15 protein-coding genes are annotated in these 24,296 nt (G+C 38.3%); 14 read left to right on the forward strand and 1 reads right to left on the reverse strand.

What is annotated here, in order from left to right:
* Window positions 1-3: 3 nt before the first annotated feature.
* The 14 genes from galB (at window position 4) to LUA91_RS12470 (ending at window position 22,365) form a co-directional block, all read left to right on the forward strand.
* Window positions 4-2,550 carry a beta-galactosidase GalB gene (galB, locus tag LUA91_RS12405; RefSeq protein WP_231426371.1) on the forward strand — a complete coding sequence of 849 codons (2,547 nt, stop codon included), beginning with the start codon at window positions 4-6 and terminating at the stop codon, window positions 2,548-2,550.
* A 53-nt stretch (window positions 2,551-2,603) separates the two neighbouring features.
* The gene (locus tag LUA91_RS12410) at window positions 2,604-3,764 is read left to right on the forward strand and encodes an ABC transporter substrate-binding protein (RefSeq protein ID WP_231426372.1); all 1,161 of its coding nucleotides are present in this window, start codon (window positions 2,604-2,606) and stop codon (window positions 3,762-3,764) included.
* Window positions 3,761-4,912, forward strand: coding sequence for a CaiB/BaiF CoA-transferase family protein (locus LUA91_RS12415; RefSeq protein ID WP_231426373.1), 1,152 nt, complete (start codon window positions 3,761-3,763; stop codon window positions 4,910-4,912). Before LUA91_RS12410 ends, LUA91_RS12415 begins: the two co-directional genes overlap by 4 nt.
* A 197-nt stretch (window positions 4,913-5,109) precedes the next feature.
* Window positions 5,110-6,273 (forward strand): CaiB/BaiF CoA-transferase family protein, encoded by a 1,164-nt coding sequence (locus tag LUA91_RS12420; RefSeq protein ID WP_231426374.1) that lies wholly within the window; start codon window positions 5,110-5,112, stop codon window positions 6,271-6,273.
* A 4-nt stretch (window positions 6,274-6,277) separates the two neighbouring features.
* Window positions 6,278-7,504 (forward strand): extracellular solute-binding protein, encoded by a 1,227-nt coding sequence (locus LUA91_RS12425; RefSeq protein ID WP_231426375.1) that lies wholly within the window; start codon window positions 6,278-6,280, stop codon window positions 7,502-7,504.
* Complete coding sequence (locus LUA91_RS12430) at window positions 7,501-8,592, forward strand: Gfo/Idh/MocA family protein (RefSeq protein ID WP_231426376.1); 1,092 nt, start codon at window positions 7,501-7,503, stop codon at window positions 8,590-8,592. Before LUA91_RS12425 ends, LUA91_RS12430 begins: the two co-directional genes overlap by 4 nt.
* A 339-nt stretch (window positions 8,593-8,931) precedes the next feature.
* A complete protein-coding gene (locus LUA91_RS12435; protein ID WP_316795580.1) occupies window positions 8,932-9,372 on the forward strand; it encodes a MaoC/PaaZ C-terminal domain-containing protein in 441 nt (146 codons plus the stop codon).
* A gap of 131 nt (window positions 9,373-9,503) precedes the next feature.
* Window positions 9,504-10,799, forward strand: a complete 1,296-nt coding sequence (gene fucP / locus LUA91_RS12440; RefSeq protein WP_231426378.1) for an L-fucose:H+ symporter permease — start codon at window positions 9,504-9,506, stop codon at window positions 10,797-10,799.
* Between the two features lie 64 nt (window positions 10,800-10,863).
* Complete coding sequence (locus LUA91_RS12445) at window positions 10,864-14,286, forward strand: glycosyl hydrolase (RefSeq protein WP_231426379.1); 3,423 nt, start codon at window positions 10,864-10,866, stop codon at window positions 14,284-14,286.
* On the forward strand, window positions 14,264-16,450 hold the full coding sequence (locus LUA91_RS12450; RefSeq protein ID WP_231426380.1) for a glycoside hydrolase family 127 protein: 2,187 nt from the start codon (window positions 14,264-14,266) through the stop codon (window positions 16,448-16,450). Before LUA91_RS12445 ends, LUA91_RS12450 begins: the two co-directional genes overlap by 23 nt.
* Before the next feature lie 20 nt (window positions 16,451-16,470).
* Window positions 16,471-17,898 carry a sialate O-acetylesterase gene (locus tag LUA91_RS12455; protein WP_231426381.1) on the forward strand — a complete coding sequence of 476 codons (1,428 nt, stop codon included), beginning with the start codon at window positions 16,471-16,473 and terminating at the stop codon, window positions 17,896-17,898.
* A gap of 175 nt (window positions 17,899-18,073) precedes the next feature.
* Window positions 18,074-20,347, forward strand: coding sequence for a DUF5703 domain-containing protein (locus LUA91_RS12460; RefSeq protein ID WP_231426382.1), 2,274 nt, complete (start codon window positions 18,074-18,076; stop codon window positions 20,345-20,347).
* 87 nt (window positions 20,348-20,434) lie between these two features.
* Complete coding sequence (locus tag LUA91_RS12465) at window positions 20,435-21,223, forward strand: SDR family oxidoreductase (protein WP_231426383.1); 789 nt, start codon at window positions 20,435-20,437, stop codon at window positions 21,221-21,223.
* 125 nt (window positions 21,224-21,348) lie between these two features.
* The gene (locus LUA91_RS12470; protein ID WP_231426384.1) at window positions 21,349-22,365 is read left to right on the forward strand and encodes a zinc-binding alcohol dehydrogenase family protein; all 1,017 of its coding nucleotides are present in this window, start codon (window positions 21,349-21,351) and stop codon (window positions 22,363-22,365) included.
* Window positions 22,366-22,683: 318 nt separating this feature from the next.
* On the opposite strand, the gene araA is transcribed toward LUA91_RS12470, so the two are convergent.
* The gene (gene araA / locus LUA91_RS12475) at window positions 22,684-24,174 is read right to left on the reverse strand and encodes an L-arabinose isomerase (RefSeq protein ID WP_231426385.1); all 1,491 of its coding nucleotides are present in this window, start codon (window positions 24,172-24,174) and stop codon (window positions 22,684-22,686) included.
* Between the last annotated feature and the right edge of the window lie 122 nt (window positions 24,175-24,296).

The raw sequence follows: 24,296 nt of genomic DNA on the forward strand, positions 1-24,296 counted from the left end.
GAAATGAAGATACAAAGTTGTTTTAAGGTTTTAGTTTTTGTGATTGCTGGATTATTGGCTTCACTTCATTGCGAGGCGAAATTCTCCAATATCGTCATTGCGAGGCACGAAGCAATCTCATTTGTAAAATCAGATTGCTTCGGCTCGCTCAATCCTAGCCTCGCAATGACGCTTCCTTTGTCGTCATTGCGAGGAGGAACGACGAAGCAATCTAATTCTGAACCCCGCACAAGAACAAGCTTCAACAAAAACTGGAAATTCTTCCTTGGCGATGAACCTGGCGCAAAATCTCCAGCATTTATCGATACAAAGTGGAGGAACTTAACCTTGCCACACGATTGGAGCATTGAAGGAAAATTCGATGAGAAAAATCCCGCAAAACCAGAAGGTGGAGGTTTGCCAACCGGAATTGGTTGGTACAGAAAAGAATTTACAGCACCGGCAGATTTCCAAAACAGATTAGTAACCATCGAATTTGATGGCGTTTATAAAAATAGCGAAGTTTGGATTAATGGTAAATATTTAGGCAAACGTCCGTATGGCTATTCATCTTTTTCTTATGAGATAAGCAAATTTTTAAAATCAGGTAAAAACATTATTGCGGTTAAAGTTGATAATTCAGCACAGCCAGATTCCCGGTGGTATTCTGGTTCGGGGATTTACAGAAATGTTTGGCTAACATCTACCGCAAAAGTGGCAGTTTCCAATTGGGGAACTTTTGTAACAGCTGGTAATGATGGAAAGGTTCAAATTCAATCGCAAATTCAGAACAAAACCTTAAAATCACAAACCGTTATTATAGTTAACTCGGTTTACACTGCAGATGGAAAACTACTGAATAAAAGTAAACCGCAAACGCTGAAAATAGATACTTCTGGAACAATATCTCATTCAAATCTAGAGATTAAAAATCCAATTCTTTGGTCTGTAGAAAACCCCAATCAATATAAATTAGTTACTCAAATTCTTCAAAATGGAAAAGTAATTGATACTTACGAAACCAAATTCGGCATTCGTTCTTTCAATTTTGATGCTGAAAAAGGCTTTTCGCTGAATGGCAAACCGATGAAAATTTTGGGTGTTTGCCTACATCACGATTTAGGTGCGTTAGGAGCGGCTGTTAATGTTAGGGCGATGGAGCGTCAGCTTGAAATTATGAAAGAGATGGGTGTAAATGCCATTCGTACTGCTCATAATCCACCTGCACCAGAGTTTTTAGATTTATGCGATAAAATGGGTTTCCTTGTGATGGACGAAGCTTTTGATATGTGGGCAAAAAAGAAAACCAAGAACGATTACCATTTAAATTTCGCTGAATGGCACAAACGTGATTTGGAAGATATGATCAAACGCGACCGCAATCATCCATCCATTATTTTGTGGAGCATTGGTAATGAAATTCGTGAACAATTTGACAGTACAGGCATTGCGATTACGAAGGAATTGGTTGGTATAGTTAAAAATTTAGATAAAACCCGTCCTGTAATTTCGGCACTTACTGAAACTGATGCCAAGAAAAACTTTATTTACCAGGCCAATGCGCTGGATATTTACGGATTAAACTACAATCATAAACTTTATAAAGATTTTCCTAAAAACTATCCAGGTGTTAAGTTTTTGGCAACAGAAACAACATCAGCATTGGAAACGAGAGGTTTTTATGATACTGCAGACACCATTCGTCGCTGGCCCAGGGATGGAAAAACCAAATTTACGGAAGGCAATAAAGAATGGTCGGCATCTTCTTATGATAATGTGTCGGCATACTGGGGTTCTACTCACGAAGAAACCTGGAAAGCCGCTAAAAAATACGACCATGTTTCTGGTCTGTTCGTTTGGACAGGCTTCGATTACCTTGGCGAACCATTGCCATATCCTTGGCCCGCCAGAAGTTCGTACTTCGGTATTGTAGATTTAGCTGGTTTCCCAAAAGATTCTTATTACATGTATCAAAGCGAATGGACAACTAAACCTGTTCTCCATATTTTGCCGCACTGGAATTGGGAGCAAAGTAAATCAGTAGAAGTTTGGGCATACTACAACAATGCTGATGAAGTTGAACTTTATCTTAACGGTAAATCTTTAGGGAAAAAATCCAAGCAAAACGACGATTTACACGTGCTTTGGAATGTAAATTTTGAACCCGGAACTTTAAAAGCTGTATCGCGTAAAAATGGAAAAGAAATTTTAGTTCGTGAGGTAAAAACTGCTGGTGCTCCGGTTAAAATTGAACTGAATGCCGACAGAAAAAATATCAAAGCCGATGGTAAAGACTTATCTTTTGTAACTGTTCGGATTTTAGATGCCACTGGAAATGTGGTTCCGAATGCTGATAATCTAATTGATTTTAAAGTAGAAGGAAATGGTTTTATCGCTGGAGTTGATAATGGTTTTCAGGCCAGTTTAGAGCCTTTCAAAGCCGATTATCGTAAGGCATTTCATGGTTTGTGCCTAGCTATTCTTCAATCAACAGAAAAAAATGGAACAATTAAATTAACCGCAACTGCGGCAGGTTTGGCAAGTTCATCAATAACAATTACGACTAAATAAACTATCGTTTGGTGTTTAATCGAGCGAAAATTAAAAGATATAAATAAGATTAAGTGGAGAAGATAATTAACTTAAAAGGAATAACCTGGAACCACAGTCGCGGGCTTTTGCCTATGGTGGCAACGGCACAGCGTTTTTCAGAATTGTACCCTAATGTTCACATCACCTGGGAAAAAAGAAGTTTGCAGCAATTTGCAGATTTTTCGATCCAGGAATTGGCAGAACGATTTGATTTACTGGTTATTGATCATCCTTGGGCTGGTTTTGCCGCCAAAACGAAATCGATTGTTCCTTTGGATTTTTACCTTTCTGACGATTATCTGGCCGACCAGGAACGTAATTCTCTAGGGCAATCGTATGAAAGTTATTTTTACGATGAACATTTATGGGCACTTCCGATTGATGCAGCAACACCTGTGGCCGCTTCCAGACCTGATTTACTTGTTGAACAAGAATTAGAATTGCCTAAATCATTTGAAGATTTATTGGCGCTAGCCGATAAAGGATTAGTGGCTTTTGCAGGTATTCCAATTGATGTTTTAATGAATTTTTATACGCTTTGTTGCTCACTCGGTGAAGATCCTTGCCAAAACGATATTGAAGTGGTTTCCACAGAAATAGGTATTAAAGTTTTAAAAATGTATCGTGAATTGGCATCGAAGATAGATAAAGCTAATTTCGACAGAAATCCAATTCAGGTATACGAGGCGATGACTTTAACGGATGCGATTGCATACTGTCCTTTTGCCTATGGGTACTCAAATTATTCGCGAAATGGTTACGCCCGTAAGGCATTGCATTTCCATGATATGATTTCCTTAGACGGAAAAACCAATTTGAGAAGTACATTGGGAGGAACAGGATTGGCTATTTCATCAAAATGCGAAGAACTGGATGTTGCCGCAAAATATGTTGAGTTTGTAGGTTCTCCCGCCTGTCAATCTACTTTGTTTTTTGAAAGTGGTGGACAGCCGGGGCATTTAACAGCATGGAAAAATGAAGAAGTTAATCGCCAAAGTCAAAATTATTTCCTAAATACTTTACCTGCACTACAGAGGGCATTTCTTCGTCCGCGTTACCATGGCTCAATGTATTTTCAAGATCATGCAGGCGATGTTGTTAGAGATTACTTAATGAATGGTGGCGATGAACTTAAAGTTTTATCAAATATGAATGAATTATACATAAAATCTAAAAGTTTAGTTTTATCATGAACAGACCACTAGAGGGGCTTTTGGTTTTAGAGTTTTGCCAGTTTCTGGCAGGTCCGTCGGCTGGTTTAAAACTGGCAGATTTAGGTGCTCGTGTAATCAAAATCGAGCGACCAAAAACAGGTGATGCTTGTCGCCAGTTATCTATCAAAAATCTTTTTGTTGATGAAGACAGTTTGCTTTTTCACACCATTAACCGCAATAAAGAAAGCTATGCTGCCGATTTAAAAAATCCGGAAGATTTAGAGCGATTAAAGAAGTTAATCAACAAAGCCGATGTGATGACACATAATTTCCGTCCGGGTGTAATGGAAAAAATTGGTTTGGATTACGATAGTGTTCAAACTATCAATCCGAAAATCGTTTACGGCGTAGTTACGGGTTATGGAAATGAAGGACCTTGGCGTAATAAACCTGGTCAGGATTTACTCGTTCAGGCCGTTTCAGGTTTAACATTTTTATCAGGCGTTGATATTGACGGCCCAGTTCCATTTGGTCTTTCAGTTTCGGATATTATGTGCGGAAATCACTTGGCGCAAGGCATTATGGCGGCGTTAATCAAAAGAACCAAAACGAACAAAAGTGTTCTGGTTGAAGTGAGTTTATTGGAATCGATTTTGGATGTTCAGTTTGAAGTAATTACAACCTATCTAAATGATGGCGGGAAATTGCCCGATAGAAGCGGAGCAAAAGGCAGTGCCCATGCGTATTTGAGCGCACCTTATGGCATGTACGAAACCAGTGATGGTTATATCGCTATGGCAATGGGAAATCTTCCGAACATTTGCGCCATTATAAAATGTGATATTACCGATCTGTATGTGGAGGCTGGTTCGGCATTCGATAATCGTGATAAATTGATTGTTCGTTTGGCTGAAACGTTTAAAAAAAATAACACTAAAAATTGGGTTAGCTTATTAGAAGAACATGGAATTTGGTGTGCTGAAGTGTTGAACTATCAAACAGCTACTGCATTAAATACGTTTAAAAGCCTACAAATTGAACAGCAGTTAGATTTGGGCCAGGATTTGAAAATTAAAACTACTGTTAGTCCAATCCGTTTGGATAATGAAAAGTTGTTTGCGGCAAAAGCTGCACCAAAGCTGGGTTTTGATACGCAAGAGATTAATAAAGAGTTTGAGTTAAACTAGTTGTCACTTTCAGCCTGTCGAAATGCATTGAAAAGTTCTTCGATAAGCTCAGAATGACATGTTCATTAAAATGAATAAAATTTGTCGTCATTTCCACTGGAGTGGAGAAATCTTTAACATAGCTAAAGATCTCTCCGCTGCGTTCGAGATGACGACCGCTTTAAGCTTAATACGACATTGACAAATAAAATAAAATTATGAGACCGCTTGAAGATTATTTAGTTATCGATTTCAGCCAGTTTCTTTCGGGTCCATCGGCAAGTTTGCGCTTGGCCGATATGGGTGCTCGTATAATCAAAATTGAACGTTTGGGTGTTGGCGATATTTGTCGTACACTTTACACCTCCAACTTGATTATGAATGGAGAATCGTCGGTTTTTCATGCGATAAATAGGAATAAAGAAAGCCTTGAAGTTGATTTAAAGAATGAAGAGGATTGTGAAATTGTTCGTGAGTTGCTTAAAAAGGCCGATGTAATGATACACAATTTTCGTCCGGGGGTAATGGAGCGACTGGGTTTCGATTTTCAATCTGTTACCGCATTAAATCCAACCATTATTTATGGCGAAATTTCGGGTTACGGAACAGAAACAGAGTGGAAAAATAAACCTGGTCAGGATTTGTTGTTACAATCGGTTACCGGATTAACTTCGTTGACTGGAAATGCCGACAGCGGCCCCGTTGCGATGGGTTTATCAATTATCGATATGTTAGCCGGAGCACATCTAGCGCAAGGACTGTTGGCTTGTTTGTATCGCAAAGCGATTAAAAACGAAGGTGGCTTTGTACAGGTAAGTATGATGGAATCGGCTTACGATTTTCAATTTGAAACCATCACAACCTTTATGAATGATGGAGGCACATTGCCGGAGCGTTCTAAAAAGAATAATGCCAACGCATATTTGGGCGCACCTTATGGTATTTATCAAACAGAAAACGGATATTTAGCATTGGCAATGGGTTCAATTCCACAACTTGGAAATTTGTTAGGTTGCGAAAAATTAGAAGATTACATTGAAATTAGTGAGGCTTTCAATAAACGCGACGAAATAAAGGCAATTTTAGCTGAACATCTTTTATCGAATACAACTGAAAAATGGCTTTCGGTTTTAGAGCCTGCTGATATTTGGTGCGCTGATGTTTTAAACTGGAATGCATTGATGGCTCACGACGGTTTTAAGGTGTTGAATATGATACAGGAAGTGGAAATGGTTGATGGTTATAAGTATGAAACTACCAGATGCCCGATTCGCATTGACGGCGAATTGCTTATTTCAACTGTTGGTTCGCCGAAATTAGGACAGGATAATGAAAAAATTATCAAAGAATTTATAACACACAACACAATTGCCAATGCCTAACCAAATGGAAACTTTCAAAATTGCCGTTCGCAAATTTGCTCCTTTTGAATCTGCTATGCAGAAATTTTGGGATCAATATTGCGGATTTTCCGGCTGTACTTTAAAGTTGGAATTGGTTGTGATGGATTTGCATGAACTTTACAACCGTACAATCACTCAAAAAGGTTTGGCAAATGGCGATTTTGATATTGCCCACATCAGTACCGATTGGGTTTTGGAAGGTTATTCAAATCACGATTTCGAGGTTTTAAATCCTTACATCAATAAAAATAAACCTGAAGATTTCCCGAGAGGATGGAGCAAATCACTTTTAAGTTTACAGCGTTTCGGTTGGGAAATAGTAGGTTTGCCCTTTCACGATGGACCTGAATGTTTCATCTACCGAAAAGATTTATTTGAGAGTGAAACAGAACAAGCAAGCTATCTCGAAAAATTTGGCAAAGCTTTAGAGGTGCCAAAAACCTGGGAAGATTTCCATCAGGTGGCGCAATTTTTCAATCGTCCTGCAGATAATTTATACGGAAGTATTTTCGCCTGTTATCCTGATGGCCACAACACAGTATTTGATTTTTGTTTGCAACTATGGACCAGAGGCGGAACATTGGTTGATAAAAATGGTTTCATCCAAATTAATACACAGGCTGCAATCGATGGCCTAAATTTCTACCGAAAAATTGTAAACGATAAAACTGCTGTTCATCCAAAATCGGCTGAATTTGAATCTGTTGCAGCTGGAATTGCCTTTTCGCAAGGTGAAGCAGCTATGATGATAAATTGGTTTGGTTTCGCAGCCATGTGTGAAGTAGATGGAAGTTCAAAAGTTAAAGGCAAAATTGATGTTGAACTATTACCTTCAGCTCAGGATAAAAGTTCTGCATCCTTAAATGTTTATTGGCTTTACACCATCGCCAAAGGCAGCAAAAATAAAGCTATTGCTTACGATTTTCTTCGCTTTGCTTTAGCAGAAGAACAAGATAAAGAACTTACTTTAGAGGGCGGAATTGGTTGTAGGATCTCGACATGGAAAGATGAAGAAATCAATAAAATTATTCCTTATTACCATAAATTAGAACAACTGCATGAGGTTGCAAATATGCTTCCTCAAAAAGAAAACTGGGCTGCAATTGCGGCAATAATTGATGAAATGGTTTTGCAGGCGATAAATACAGATTCGCCTACTGAAGAGCTGATTCAGTTTGCGCAAAATCAAATTAAAGAAATTGATAAATGAGTATTGATATAAAATATAAGCCCGAACTTCCGCAAACGAAACAACCCATCGTCATCATCGGTGCAGGTGGAATTGTGGCTGATGCGCATCTTCCTGCCTATAAAATTGCCGGTTTTGAAGTTCATGGGATTGTGAACAGAACCAAAGAAAGGGCGCAGAAATTAGCGGATGCTTTTGGTATTCCAAACGTTTACAATTCAGTTGCTGAAGCCGTAAAACTTGCTCCTGAGAATGCTGTGTATGATTTAACCATTATGCCAGAGCAATATATTGAAACATTGAAACAACTACCTGATGGAAGTGCTATTTTAATTCAGAAGCCAATGGGCGATGATTTTGAGCAGGCAAATGAAATTCTGGAACTTTGCAGAACAAAAAATTTAAAGGCTGCAATAAATTTTCAACTGCGTTTTGCACCCTTTGTTAGTGCTGCAAAATTCTTAATTGATAAGGGTTTAATTGGTGAATTATACGATATGGAAGTTCGTGTAACGATTAAGACACCTTGGGAGATTTTCCCACATGTAATTATCCATCCAAGGTTGGAAATTCAGTACCATAGCATTCATTATGTCGATTTAATTCGTTCGTTTTTAGGTAATCCTCAAAGTGTTTTAGCGAAAACCTTAAAACATCCTGGGAAGAATTTATCATCATCCCGTTCTACGATTTTATTTGATTATGGCGATACCATGCATGCGGTTATCAATACCAATCATGATCATGATTTCGGTCCTAATCACCAGGAGAGCTATATTAAATGGGAAGGAACAAAAGGGGCAATTGTAGCGAAAATTGGTTTGTTAATGGATTATCCTCACGGTGTTCCAGATGTTTTTGAGTATTGCATTGTTGAAGAAGGAAAATCTCCGGAATGGCAAACCGTTAAATTAGAAGGCTCTTGGTTTCCTGAAGCATTTATTGGAACGATGGCAAATTTAATGAGATTTAACGAAGGAACTGATAAAGTTTTGCATACCAGTGTTGAAGATGTAATTCAAACCATGGCTGTTGTAGAAAGTGCTTATCAATCGAGCGATATTGGAGGGGTTAAGGTTTCGGGTTTTGAGTTAAAAGTTGAAAGTTAAAGGTTGAAAGTTTAGGTCCACATCGTTATTGCGAGGCACGAAGCAATCTCTTTTGTTTTGCCTTGGCCAGACGGGCTTTTTTCTTTTAACCGCAAAAGACCTGCGAAGCAAGCTTGAACACAGGTGAAAAATATAAGCTAGTGAAAACACAAAACTCCTGGCTTAAAATTTTTTCTTTTGAAGTTTTTGCTTTGGCTTGGAACTGCATTCCGAAAAGTTTGTTAGGCCAGATTTAAGTAGAACGAAGATGTAGTAGGTGGGCTTAGCTGGGTGAGATTTCAAATTAAAGCATAGCTCATGATTTCAATCATGGGAATTAAAAAATTAAAAAATATTAAAATGTATTTCAAATCAACATTTTTTGAAGATTATCAATTACAAGATAAACGTGTAACATTAGGTCGTACCATAACAGAAACCGATTTTGTGGTGCATGCTGGCCATACCGGAGATTTCTTCCCGCACCATATGGATGCAGAATGGTGCGCAACGCAACCGTTTAAACAACGTATCGCTCACGGAACTATGATTTTCAGCATCGGAATCGGATTAACTGCTTCGGAAATTAATCCAGAGGCCATGTCGAAAGGTTATGATAAATTGCGTTTTGTTAAACCGGTTTTTATCGGCGATACCATTCATTCAGAAATCACGATTTCGGAAAAAGGGGAGAGCAAAAGACCAGAATATGGAGCCGTTACTGAGCACGTTGAAATTATAAACCAACATGGAGAAGTCGTTTTAGTCTGCGACCATTTACTTGTAGTGAAGAAGAAATAAGTTCACTCGTTCATTTGTTCACTCGTTCATTAGTTAAAATTGCTAATTAAACTAATGAACGAGTGAACCAATGAACTATTGACTAATGAACCAATGACCATTGAACTAATGAACAAAATAAACCAAATATAATGAACCACAACACACAACCAGAAATTATAACTGAAGGCGATCCATCATCAGGAAAAAGATATTTACTGCCATTTATATTAGTGGTAAGCTTGTTTTTTCTTTGGGGCATGGCACATAATCTCGATTCGATTTTAATTCCACACCTAAAAAAGGCCTGTAATTTAAGTAACAGTCAATCCACACTGATTGATACTTCAGTTTTTCTAGCCTATTTTTTAATGGCAATACCTGCAGGTGTATTACTAAAGCGCTTTGGGTATAAATCAACAATGATTACTGGATTATTGGCGTTTGCCTTTGGTGCTTTTCTATTTGTTCCGGCAGCAAATAATTTATCATACATTACTTTTTTGGTTGCCCTTTTTATTATTGGCTGTGGTTTAACTTTGCTCGAAACCTCTGCAAATCCTTATGCGGCTATTTTAGGTAGTCCGGATAAAGCGGCTTGGCGACTTAACCTTGCTGCTACATTTAACGGCCTGGCAGCTCCATTGGCAACAATTGTAGGCCGGTTTATATTATCCGGAAAATCTCATACACAAGAAGAACTTGCCGCCATGAGTGATGCCGTAAGAAATAATTATTTTCTAACTGAAGCATCTACAGTAAAAACACCCTACATTATTTTAGGTACCATTTTAGTTTTGGTAGCATTGTTATTTTATTTCATGAAATTGCCCGAGGTTAAAACAACAAGTAAAGATGGTATTTCGCAAGGAAGTTTCATTGGCGCATTAAAGCACAAGCATTTACGCTGGGCAGTAATTGCACAATTTTTTTATGTTGGCGCACAGGTTTGTGTAACCAGTTTTTTTATTAGAGCAGCACAGCAAGCTGGCGGTTTTGATGAGTATACCGCATTATATTACCTTGGTTTATATGGAACTCTGTTTTTGGTTGGCCGTTTTGTGGGCACTGCTTTACTTCGCTATATCGCTTCAAATAAACTTTTATCAATTTATGCTGTGATTTCTGTTTTATTGAGCATTGTAGCCATCACTGGAAGTGGTGTAGTTGTGGTTTATGCATTGGGTGGATTAGGCTTCTTCATGTCAATCATGTTTCCTACAATCTTTGCACTGGGTATCGATGGAATAGGCGATGATACAAAACCAGGCTCATCGTGGTTAATCATGTCGATTGTTGGTGGTGCTATTCTTCCTTATGCCATGGGAACACTAATTGATGCATACGGAGATAATATTCAAATTGGCTATAGCATACCTTTAGTTTGTTATTTAATTATTTTATTTTTTGGATTAAAGGGTTACAAAATCGTTCATAAAACAATTTAAATTATAGTCATCAGATGAATATTGAGAAGAGTTTTATATCCATCCGATGACTAAATAATGCATTATGATATCAAAGTATAGCAAAATCTTCTTGTTCTTTGTTCTTTGTGCTTTTAGCTTCAGGCTTAATGCGCAACAAAACGAAAATGCAAAACCTTGGGTATTTTGGTATTGGGTAAAAGGTGCGGTTTCAAAGCCAGGCATCACAGCAGATTTGGAAGCAATGAAATCCAATGGCATTGCTGGGGCTTATTTAATGAGCATTCAAGGTCCTGACAAAACACCTGTCTATTCACCGCCTGCAGTGCAACTTACACCAGAATGGTGGCAAATGGTGGAATTTGCAATGAATGAAGCTAAGCGCCTCGATTTAAAAATCGGAATGCATGTAAGCGATGGTTTTGCACTGGCTGGCGGACCTTGGATTACACCAGAACTTTCCATGCAAAAAGTTGTTTGGTCTAAGTTTTTGGTTAATAATTCGAATGCCAAAATCATACTACCGAAGCCCGAATCTAAAGAAAACTATTATAAAGATATTGCAGTTTATGCCTATCCTTCGCCAACTGGCGAAAACATTTCAACGCGTACAATCATCCCAAAAATTGCGGCAAGTAATGGCGCTGATGCCACGGGCTTGATTCAGCCAGGAAATAAGAAAAACTTTGGCTCCAATGAACCATGCTACGTTCAATACGAATTTGAAAAGCCTTTTACCTGCAGAACAGTTACCATTAAAATCAGTGGAAATAATTATCAGGCGCAACGTTTGGCGATAGAAGTTAGTGATGATGGGAAAGTTTTCCGCTCTATTGGAAGACTGGAAGCACCTCGCCACGGTTGGCAAGATACAGATGAAGATGTTACCCATTCTATTAAGCCTACTACTGCAAAGTATTTCAGGTTTATTTACGATAAAAGAAGTTCTGAACCAGGGGCCGAAGATTTAGATGCTGCTAAATGGAAGCCATCTTTAAAACTGGTTAATCTCGAATTATCTGCTGAGGCACAAATCAATCAGTTCGAAGGCAAAAACGGTTCAGTTTGGCGTGTGAGCAAGAGAAGTACGGATGAAGAAATCGCTAAGAATTTATGTGTTCCTCTTAATAAAATTATCAACCTAACGGATAAATTAAATCCTGACGGTTCTTTAAGTTGGAAAGCACCAAGGGGTGTGTGGACAATTTTAAGGGTTGGACATACTTCTACAGGGCACACCAATGCAACCGGAGGTGGCGGAATGGGTTTAGAGTGCGATAAATTTAACCCTCAAGCCGTCAAACTACAATTCGATAATTGGTACGGACAGGCATTAAAACATGGCGGACCGGAAATAGCGAAAAAAGTTTTGAGCGTTTTCCATGTTGATAGTTGGGAATGCGGTAGCCAGAACTGGTCGCCATTATTTAAGGCCGAGTTTTTAAAACGCAGAGGTTACGATCTAACGCCATATCTGCCAATTATGACTGGCTTACCTGTAGAAAGCACCTCAGTTTCCGAAAACTTTTTATATGATATCAGGAAAACGATTTCCGAATTAGTTGTAGATCAATTTTATAAAACTTTAGCAAAATTAGCCAAAGAACAGGGCGTAGCTTTTACAGCAGAAAGTATTGCGCCTACCATGATGAGTGATGGTTTAATGCATTATAAAACCGTTGATGTGCCAATGGGCGAATTCTGGTTGAACAGCCCTACGCATGATAAACCAAACGATATGTTGGATGCCATTTCTGGCGCACATATTTACGGTAAAAACATCATTCAGGCAGAGGCTTTTACAACCGTTCGTATGGATTGGAATGAAAGTCCGGCGAATATGAAAACATTGCAGGATAGAAATTACGCACGTGGCATTAACAAATTGGTTTATCATGTTTTTACGCATAATCCGTGGACAGATAGAAAACCGGGAATGACTTTAGATGGCGTGGGTTTGTATTTTCAACGCGACCAAACCTGGTGGAAAGCCGGAAAAGCCTGGATAGAATATGCTGAACGCACTCAAAATTTGTTGCAACATGGAAAGCCTGTAGTTGATATAGCTGTTTTTACCGGCGAAGAATTACCTCGTCGTTCGGTTTTACCAGATAGATTAGTAGAAACTTTGCCAGGCATTTTTGGTGCTGATGTAGTGGAATCAGAAAAGAGGCGTTTGGCAAATGTTGGCGAGCCATTACGACAAATTCCTGCAGGAGTAACGCATTCGGCGAACATGGCCGACCCCGAAAACTGGGTAAATCCTTTACGCGGTTATGCCTATGATAGTTTTAACCCCGATGTATTAAGTACAGCTACAGTTAAAAACGATGAGGTAGTTTTTGAAAGTGGCGCAACTTATAAAGTTTTGGTTATTCCAGGGATGATGAAAATGAATCCGAATTATCAATACATGAGTTTTGAAACGGTTAAGAAACTTTCTGAATTGATAAAGGCTGGTGCTAAGGTGATAGTTGCAGACAAACCTTTATATCAAAATGGTTTGAAACAAGTTACTAAAGCTGAATTTGATAGAGCTGTTGAGGAGATTTGGACAGAGGGTTTTAGTGAGGTTTATAACGATATTAGCCCCATTTACACTAAGGGTTTAGGAAAAGGACAAATTTATAAAGCACCATATTACGGAGAAAGCTTTGAGAAATTGAATTTGCATCCCGATTTTTATGCTGTTGAAGGAGAGCCTAAACAAGCTGATAAATTAGCATTTACACACAGGAAGTCTGATAAAAAAGATATTTACTTCATATCCAATCAGCAAAATGAGAAAAGAATTATTTCGACTTCATTTAGAGTTTCTGGTAAAGTGCCTGAATTTTACGATGCAGTAAGTAACCAGAAAATAGATGCAAAGCAATGGAAGATTGCGAATGGCCGAACTACCTTAAAGTTAGCATTGAAACCGCATCAATCTCTTTTCGTAATTTTCGAAAAACCAGCTACTAAAACTGAATCTAATAAAGGAAACAACTGGTCCAATTTCAAAACCATTCAGGACATTTCCAAAACATGGCAGGCCAAATTCGATACGGCTTACGCAGGCCCGTTGAAACCGGTTGTTTTTAATGAGTTAACCGATTGGACAAAAAATGCCGATAGCCTGGTTAAATACTATTCAGGCACAGCGATTTACACCAGGAATTTTAATTTCGACGGCAATACAAATGATAAAATCTGGATTGATTTAGGAGATTTCTCCAGCATTGCTGAAGTAAAAATCAACGGGATCAATTGCGGTACTTTGTGGACTGCTCCGCATCGTTTAGAAATCAGCAAAGCCATTAAAAAAGGCATCAATAAAATAGAAATTGAAGTGACAAACACCTGGGCTAACCGTTTAATTGGTGATAGTAAATTGCCAGAAAATAAAAGACTTACAAAAACAACGGCGCCTTTTAGATTAGAAGGAAAGCCTATAAATCCCGCTGGATTACTGGGGCCGGTAGTGATACAATCGAAGAAAAAAGATGAGAAATTTATTAATGATTAAAAAGGATAGAGTTCAAAAACTTAAGTCGTTGAACATAAAATCTATTATCGTCCTTTCGAGCGAAGTCGAGAAATCTTTGAACTTTTTGATAAGTATAGTTCAGAGATTTCTTCATTTCACTCCGTTTCAGTCGAAAGGACGATTCTGTTTCCGGATATTTGGAGCATTAATTCTACTCTTCTGTCTATTAAATACAAATGCACAAGATAAGGCATTGGTTTACAACTCAAATTCGCCATATGCGAAGTTGCGCAGCATCAATATGTCTGATGTTACCTGGACAAAAGGCTTTTGGGCCGATAGGTTTAAGGTTGCTACTGAAACCATGGTGCCGAATATGTGGGCAATTTACAACGACCCGAAAATAAGCCACGCTTTTAAGAATTTTGAAATTGCGGCAGGCTTAGATACGGGTGCTCACGCTGGACCATCTTTCCATGATGGCGATTATTACAAAACGCTAGAGGCTATGGCAAGTTTATATGCCTCGACTAAAAATCCAAAATTAAATGAAATGATGGATAAAGCCATCATTGTAATTGGAAAATCGCAACGCGAAGATGGATATATCTACACCAAAGCCATGATCGAACAGCGAAAAACAGGTTCAAAAAATCAGTTTCAAGATAGGTTGAGCTTTGAATCTTATAATATCGGTCACTTAATGACGGCCGGCTGCATTCATTATCGGGCTACTGGAAAAACCACCTTGTTAAATATCGCTAAAAAAGCAACTGAATATCTGTACAATTTCTACAAGTCTGCGTCTCCAACATTGGCAAGAAATGCAATTTGTCCATCACATTATATGGGTGTAGTAGAAATGTACCGCACCACGAAAGACCCTCGATATTTGGAATTGGCAAATCACTTAATCGCCATTAAAGGCAAAATCGATGACGGAACGGATGATAATCAGGATAGAATTCCGTTTCTGCAACAAACCAAAGCAATGGGGCATGCTGTAAGGGCAAATTACTTATATGCAGGCGTTGCCGATTTATATGCAGAAACAGGAAAGGATTCATTACTAAACACGCTGAATTTGATGTGGGATGATGTAAACCAACATAAAATGTATATCACAGGTGGTTGTGGATCACTTTATGATGGCACTTCACCCGATGGTACTTCATATAATCCTGCTGACGTTCAAAAAATCCATCAGGCTTTTGGTCGCGATTATCAATTGCCGAATTTTACTGCTCATAATGAAACCTGTGCCAATATCGGCAATGTGTTATGGAACTGGCGAATGCTCCAGATTTCAGGTGATGCAAAATATGCGGATGTAATGGAACTGGCTTTGCACAACAGCGTTTTATCGGGAATCAGTTTAGATGGAAAGAACTTTTTGTATACTAATCCACTGGCTCAATCTGATGATTTACCTTTTAAACAGCGCTGGTCGAAAGATAGAGTTCCATATATAGGCTTATCAAATTGTTGTCCGCCGAATGTGGTTAGAACCATCGCCGAAGTGAGTGATTATGCTTACAGTATATCTGATAAAGGATTGTGGTTCAATTTATATGGAGGTAATAACTTAAGCACCAAGTTAGCTGATGGTAGTAAAATTTCATTATCGCAAGAAACCAATTATCCTTGGGATGGTAAGATTAAGATAACAGTTACAGAAACAAATAGTAAAGCATATTCTATGTTTTTTAGAATACCTGGATGGGTTGCTGAACCTGAAATCAGCATCAACGGAAAACTGCAACTTCTTCAATTGCCTTCTGGTACTTTTGCAGAACTAAATAGAGTTTGGAAAAAGGGTGATATTATAGAATTGATTTTGCCAATGAAAGTGCAGTTCATAGAATCCAACCCTTTGGTTGAAGAAAATAGAAATCAAATTGCTGTAAAACGCGGTCCGATTGTATATTGCCTGGAATCTATTGATTTGCCTGGCAAAAGTATATTTAATGCTTTCGTTCCTACGTCAACAAAGTTTACTGCCAAATCCATAAATATTGATGGCGCCGAAATGATGAGTCTGGTTGGTAATGCGAAAATTGTAGAACCTAATAATTGGAAAAATGTGCTTTATCGCCCAATCGATAATAAAAATACGGAAACAGAAATAAAATTGGTGCCATACTTTGCATGGGGTAACCGCGGACATTCGGAAATGTCTGTGTGGTTGCCGGTAAGCAGGTAAAATTAAATCGAACGAGAAAAATGAAACTAAAACTCACGATACTTCTTAACCTCGCATGTTGTTTCCTTGCATCAGCAATGGTTAAACCTGCATCTATTTTTACCGATCACATGGTTTTGCAACAGCAAAGTAATGTAGCCATTTGGGGTTGGGCGAAACCGCTAACAAGGGTGAAAATTAATACTTCGTGGAACAGAGAGCAATATTCGGTTACATCTGACAAAGATGGGAAATGGAAAATAAAAGTTACTACGCCAGCTGCAGGCGGTCCGTATGATATCGAATTAAATGATGGCGAAAGATTGTTTTTAACGGATATATTAATCGGTGAAGTATGGTTTTGCGGTGGGCAGTCGAATATGGAGATGCCAATGAAAGGCTTTAAAAGCCAGCCAATCATAGGATCTAATGAAGTGATTTTAAAATCTACTAATAAAAATATCAGACTTTACACCGTTCCACGTTCCTCAATTACAGAGCGCCAGGATAACAGCAAACCCTCTCTATGGAAATTGGCGGCACCCGAAACCGTCTCAAATTTCAGTGCAACAGCTTATTACTTTGGTTCCTTATTGAGCGAAATGTTAAATGTTCCGATAGGGATTATAAATGATAGCTATGGTGGTTCTTCGATCGAAGCATGGATGTCTCCAGAGGATTTAAAATCATTTCCTGAAATTAAAATTCCATCAAAAGGAGATACCATTAAAGAAGTTAGCAGAACGCCAACAACACTTTACAATGGCATGCTTTACCCGGTTATTGGATATTGCATAAAGGGTGCCATTTGGTATCAGGGAGAATCGAATTACGAACGCCCTGACAGATATGAGGACTTATTCCCAGCAATGGTATCTTCATGGCGAAAGAATTGGGATAATGGCGAATTTCCATTTTATTATGCTCAAATTGCCCCTTACAATTATGCACAACTTCCACCATATCATGTAGGTGGAAAGTATAATTCAGCATTTTTGAGGGATGCACAACGAAAATCGTTGACTAAAATTTCGAATACGGGCATGGCCGTTTTAATGGATGTAGGCGAGGAAAAATCAATCCACCCAGCTAATAAAAAACAAGGGGGAACGCGGTTGGCTTATCTCGCTTTAGCCCAAACCTATGGCATAAAAGGTTTTGGTGCGTTAAGTCCAACCTATGAATCCATATCTATTGATAAAAATAAAGCAGTAATAAAATTTCAAAACGTGGCAAATGGATTAACTTCATTCGGCAAAGAATTGAGTTTGTTTGAAGTAGCCGGTGCAGATAAGAAATTTTATCCTGCGAAAGCAGCGATTACTGGAAGTAGCATAACTGTATCGGCAGAACAAGTGAAAATACCTGTTGCCGTTCGTTACGCATTTAAGGATTTTGTAACAGGCGATTTATTTGGAAATGATGGTTTGCCAGTGTCCTCATTTCGTACAGATGATTGGGAGAATTAGCTTTACTTCATTGCGAGGTACGAGGCATCTCTTATAAAAGTAGATTTCTCTACTTCAGTCGAAAGCCGACTTATAATTGAAAATGAAAATGATTTTAAACACAGAGACACTAAGCAAATCAAATATTTCGGCTAAGACTTTAAATGTTCTAACATCTCTTATATGGTCAAAATTTTTGAGTCCTTTCTTGTTGCTCTTGGTATCTCTGTGGTTCACTTCAAATGCTTTTTCGCAAGAAAAAGAACTTTCTAACGTAATCTGGACTTCCCAAAGCCATAATTCATCAGAATCGATGCCTGTTGGAGGAGTAGATATTGGCTTAAATCTCTGGGTAGAGAAAGGCGAAGTTTATCTTTATTTATCTCGTAGCGGCACTTTCGATGAAAATAATACCCTGCTCAAACTTGGTCGGGTAAAACTCAAATTCAGTCCTAATCCTTTCGATGGAAAAACTTTTAAACAAGAACTGGTTTTAAAAGACGGATATGCTCAGATTTCGGGATCGAATGGTAATTTGAATACTCAAATCAAAGTTTGGGTCGATGTTTTTAATCCTGTTATTCATGTAGATGTAAAATCAAATCAAAGCATTACCACAGAAGCGAGTTATGAAAGCTGGCGATTTGAAGACCGGATTACGAAAGGCAAAGAAAATAACCAAAATTCTTACAAATGGGCACCACAGGGAATTGTGAAAACTACGAAAGATGAAATTGCTTTTAAAAACAATTCTGTGCAATTCTATCATCAAAATAAAGGGGAAACCGTATTCGATGTTGCGGTAAAACAACAAGGTTTAGAAGATAAAAAATCTGAATTATTTAATCCGCTTAAAAACCTGATTTTCGGTGGTTCTATGGAAGGCGAAAACATGGTTTATGCAGGAAATTATGATGGAAATTATTTAAACACAGCTTTTAAAGCATGGGTTCTGAAAAGTAATAAGCCATCAAAATCTGCGAATATTATCATCAAATTAAATATTTTAAAGGCCGAATCTATTCAGGTTTGGGAAAAAAGTTTAGATGAAATAAACGCAAAAACCAATCAAAACAATAGCATAAAATGGTGGAATGACTATTGGAAAAGAAGCTTTATTTACATTAATTCAAAAGATGAGGAAGCAAATCAATCAGCTAAAAATTATCAGCTTTTTCGCTACATGTTGGGATGTAATGCTTTTGGAAAATACCCGACAAAATTCAACGGTGGATTATTTACATTTGACCCCCAATTAACAGATACAACTTTAAAGTACACCCCTGATTTCAGGAATTGGGGAGGAGGAACACACACCGCCCAGAACCAGCGTTTGGTTTATTGGCCAATGTTAAAGAGTGGTGATTTTGAGCTAATGAAACTTCAATTTGATTTCTATTTCGATTTATTGAAAAATGCAGAAATCAGAACTGAATTGGCCTGGGGGCATAAAGGCGCAAGTTTTACGGAGCAATTAGAAAACTTCGGTTTACCAAACCCTGCCGAATATGGGTGGAAACGCCCCGCTGATTTTAATAAAGGCATGGAATATAATGCATGGCTGGAATATGAATGGGATACGGTTTTGGAATTTTGTATGATGATTTTGGAGACGGAAAGATATAATGGGGCAAACATTGAAAAATATCTTCCACTGATTGAAAGTTCACTTACTTTTTTCAAAGAACATTATACCTATCTGGCTAAACAAAGAGGCGCAAAAGCATTGGATGCTGATGGTCATTTGGTTTTCTATCCGGGTTCGGGTGCTGAAACCTATAAAATGGCGTATAACTCTACCTCAACAATCGCTGCTTTAAAAACTGTTTTAGAAAGATTGATTTCCTATCCGGGATTATCTAATATACAAAAAACAGAATGGCAGGAGATGTTGAAAACGATTCCACCGATAAATTTCAGAAATTTCGATGGGCATACCACCATTGCGCCTGCAAAACTGTGGGAACGAATTAACAATACCGAAAGTCCGCAATTGTACCCGGTTTATCCATGGGGGATTTATGGAATTGGAAAACCTGGATTAGATACAGCAATAAATACTTTCAAATATGATACCGACGTTTTAAAATTTCGCAGTCATGTAGGCTGGAAACAGGATAACATATTTGCTGCCAGATTGGGTTTAACCGAAGATGCAGCGAATTTTACTAAGGCGAAATTGAAAGATTCCGGTCGACGATTTCCTGCATTCTGGGGACCGGGTTTTGACTGGACACCCGATCACAATTGGGGCGGTTCGGGGATGATTGGTTTACAGGAAATGCTGCTTCAGGTAGATGGGAAAAAGATTTATCTGTTCCCTGCATGGCCAAAAGATTGGGATGTGCATTTCAAGCTTTATGCACCCTATAAAACTACTGTTGAAGGAACTTTCAAAGACGGAAAATTAATAAATTTAAAAGTATTGCCCGAATCGAGAAAGGCAGATGTTAAAATAATGATAGAATGAGAGATTGAAAGAATGATTGAATGTCCCAGCGATATGCAAGGGAAAATTCGCTCATTCAAAATTCAATTATTCACTAATTAAAAAGATATGGATCTAAATTTAAAAGAAAAAGTTATTATCGTTACTGGTGCTGCTAAAGGTATCGGACGCAGTATCGCAGAAGTATTTGCAAAAGAAAATGCGGTTGCAGTTATTGTGGGTAGAAAAGCAGAAGATAACCAAAAAGTTGTTGATGCGATTGCCGAACATGGCGGACAAGCGGCACAGTTTGTAGCCGAATTATCGAATCCTGAAGATTGCAAAAAAGTCATTGCAGAAGTCGTAGCTAAATTTGGTAGAATTGACGGCCTGGTAAATAATGCAGGTGTTAATGATGGTGTTGGTTTAGAAAGCGGAAATTATGAAGATTTCATGGCTTCACTGCATAAAAACGTGGTACATTATTACTTAATGGCGCATCATGCTTTGCCAGAGTTGATCAAAAGCAAAGGCGCAATAGTAAACATCACTTCTAAAACAGCCGAAACCGGACAAGGAAATACTTCAGCTTATGCTGCAGCAAACGGTGGTCGAAATGCCTTAACCCGCGAATGGGCAGTTGAACTATTGAAGTATGGAATTCGTGTAAATGCAGTTGTAGTGGCAGAATGCTGGACACCCGCTTATGAAACATGGATTGAAACTTTGCCAGATGCTCAGGCGAAATTAGATGAAATTACAGCCAAAATTCCATTGGAAAACAGAATGACAACAGCTGAAGAAATCGCTAACATGACCGCCTTTTTAATGTCGAGTAAATCGAGCCACACTACCGGACAAATTATCCATGTTGATGGCGGTTATGTCCATTTGGATAGAGCTTTGGCGAACGCATAATACGTGTTGTCGTCATTGCGAGGCACGAAGCAATCTCATTAGTTAATTAAAGGGAGATTGCTTCGTGCCTCGCAACGACGAAAATTACTCACTCATTCTATCATACAAAATTCACTCATTATAAAATGAAAACCCTTACCTGTACAACTCCTGGTACTTTTGAATATTCTGAAACTGAAAAACCAGAATTAAAAAAAGACCATTCCATTATAAAAATTAAACGAATTGGTATTTGCGGAACAGATTTACATGCTTTTGAAGGCACACAGCCATTTTTTAATTATCCACGAGTTTTAGGTCACGAGCTTTCGGGAGAATTGGTTGAAGCTGATGGTGCCGAAGGCTTTTCAATAGGAGAGGCAGTAACATTCATTCCATATTTTAATTGTGGAGAATGTATTGCTTGCCGCATGAATAAACCAAACTGCTGTGTTAAAATGCAGGTTTGTGGTGTACATGTTGATGGTGGTATGCGGGAATATCTGCAAGTTCCATCAAGAACGCTTTTGCATGGAGAAGGCTTGAGTTACGATGAGTTGGCTTTAGTTGAACCTTTGGCAATTGGAGCGCATGGTGTCCGCAGAGCTGATATTCAACCTGGCGAATTCGTGTTGGTTATTGGTGCCGGACCGATTGGATTGGGTACCATGGAATTTGCAAGAATTGCAGGAGCAAATGTAATTGCATTAGATATCAATGAAGACCGGCTGGCTTTCTGTAAGAAAAAATTGAAAGTCGCCCACGTAGTTAATGCGCTTTCTGAGGATGTTACTGAACAATTGAGCAAGATTACGAATGGCGATATGCCAACGGTTGTTATCGATGCAACAGGAAATCAAAAAGCCATAAATAACGCTATAAATTATATGGCTCATGGTGCAAGGTTTGTATTAATCGGCTTGCAAAAAGGAGATTTAATTTTCAATCATCCTGAATTTCATAAGCGAGAATCTACTTTAATGAGCAGCAGAAATGCAACCATTGAAGATTTCGAACACGTCATCAAATCAATGAAGGCAGGCTTGGTAAATCCTACAAACTACATCACGCATCAGGTAAAATTCGAAGCAGTGAAAGATGAATTTGAAAGCTGGTTAGACCCGAAAAATGGTGTAATAAAGGCTATGGTTAGTATTGATTAGTTTTATTTTGCGGAATCAAGTAGGATAAATTCATTCTAATGTTATAAAGGCGTTAGACTAATTTTTTATATCTCTAAAGGTTGATGTTTTCACCAACCTGTAGAAAATTTTTAGATTATCTGTATTACAACCATTGCATTAAGATCCTGAAATAAGTTCAGTATGACGATCGGTCATGTTTGGAGCCACTGAAATGCAGTTATCTATTATCCCACTAGATGGTAACATTAGTAATTAGAATTGCGAATATAAAACCCAACAAAAAAGCCGATAATTTGTAAAAACTATCGGCTTTAAGATTTGAGAGCTTAAATAATATTATTTGTAGGCAACCTCATTCCAATGCAATTCATTTCTGAATTGGTTGATTTTAGTATCTGCACCAATGTTCACATATTCTAAACCTGCAATATTGGCAAAATCCAATAAATGTTCGGTCGTTAAATTCTGACTATAAGCAGTGTGGTGAGCGCCACCAGCGTAAATCCATGCGGCACAACCTGTTTTCATATCTGGAAGTGGTTTCCAAAGAACACGAGCAACAGGTAGGTTTGGTAAATCATTTTCAGCTTCAACAGCTTTTACTTCATTAACTAACAGGCGAAAACGGTTACCCATATCAATCAAAGATGCATTTAAAGCATCGCCGCCAGCAACATTAAATACCAAACGAGCGGGATCTGCTTTGCCGCCTATACCCAAAGGATGAACTTCTAAACTTGCTTTTCCTGATGCTAAACTGGCATCAACTTCAAGCATGTGCGAACCTAAAACCATTGAGTTAGCAGGGTCGAAATGATAAGTGTAATCTTCCATGAAAGCATTTCCACCAGCCAAACCAGCGCCCATCACTTTACAGGCACGAACCAATGCTGCAGTTTTCCAATCTCCTTCGCCAGCGAAGCCATAACCATCCGCCATTAAACGCTGAGCCGCAATTCCTGGTAACTGAATCATGCCGTGTAAATCTTCGAAAGTATCAGAAAACCCTTTAAAGCCACCATCTACTAAAAACTTTCTTAAACCAAGTTCGATTTTAGCTGCATCATAAACTGATTGATGTCTGGCACCTCCCGCTTTTAAATCTTCAGCCATTTCATAAGTTTCTTCGTATTCACTCAATAAACCTTGAATGGCTTCTTCAGGTATTACATTAATTACAGCTACCAAATCACCTATGCCATAAGTGTTTACTGCAAAACCAAACTTCATTTCTGCTTCCACTTTATCACCATCTGTAACGGCTACAAAACGCATGTTATCGCCAAATCGGGCAAATTTAGCACCTTGCCAATCGTTCCATCCGGCTGCGGCTCTACACCAGGTATCAATTTGTTTCGCCACTTCTTCGTCTTGCCAATGGCCAACCACAACCTTACGGTCTTTACGCATGCGGGTAACCATAAAACCGAATTCCCGGTCGCCGTGCGCACTTTGGTTTAGGTTCATAAAATCCATATCAATGGTATTCCACGGAATATCTCGATTAAATTGTGTGTGTAAATGCAACAAAGGCTTTTGTAAAACATTTAAACCTCTAATCCACATTTTGGCTGGAGAAAAAGTATGCATCCAAGTAATTACACCAATACAATTTTCATCGATATTGGCTTGCTGCAAGGTTTCGAAAATCTCTTCAGTAGTTTTTACAATAGGTTTGTACACAACAGAAACCGAGATATTTCCATTTTGGTTTAACGATTCTGCCACTTCTTGAGCATGATCCGCTACTTGTTTTAAGGTTTCTTCACCGTACAAATGCTGTGTACCGGTAATAAACCAAACTTGTAATTTTTTTAAATCAATCATTTTATTGTTGTTTAATCGCTTAAGCGTTTTAATTGGTTAACTGAAATACCAGCTAACTAAAAATTTTATTTTTTTGAAAAGCAGGTTCCTGTTTTCCATCGGTTACAATAGTCCTGCTTTCC

The sequence above is a fragment of the Pedobacter sp. Leaf250 genome (assembly GCF_920984735.1).
Lineage (GTDB): Bacteria > Bacteroidota > Bacteroidia > Sphingobacteriales > Sphingobacteriaceae > Pedobacter.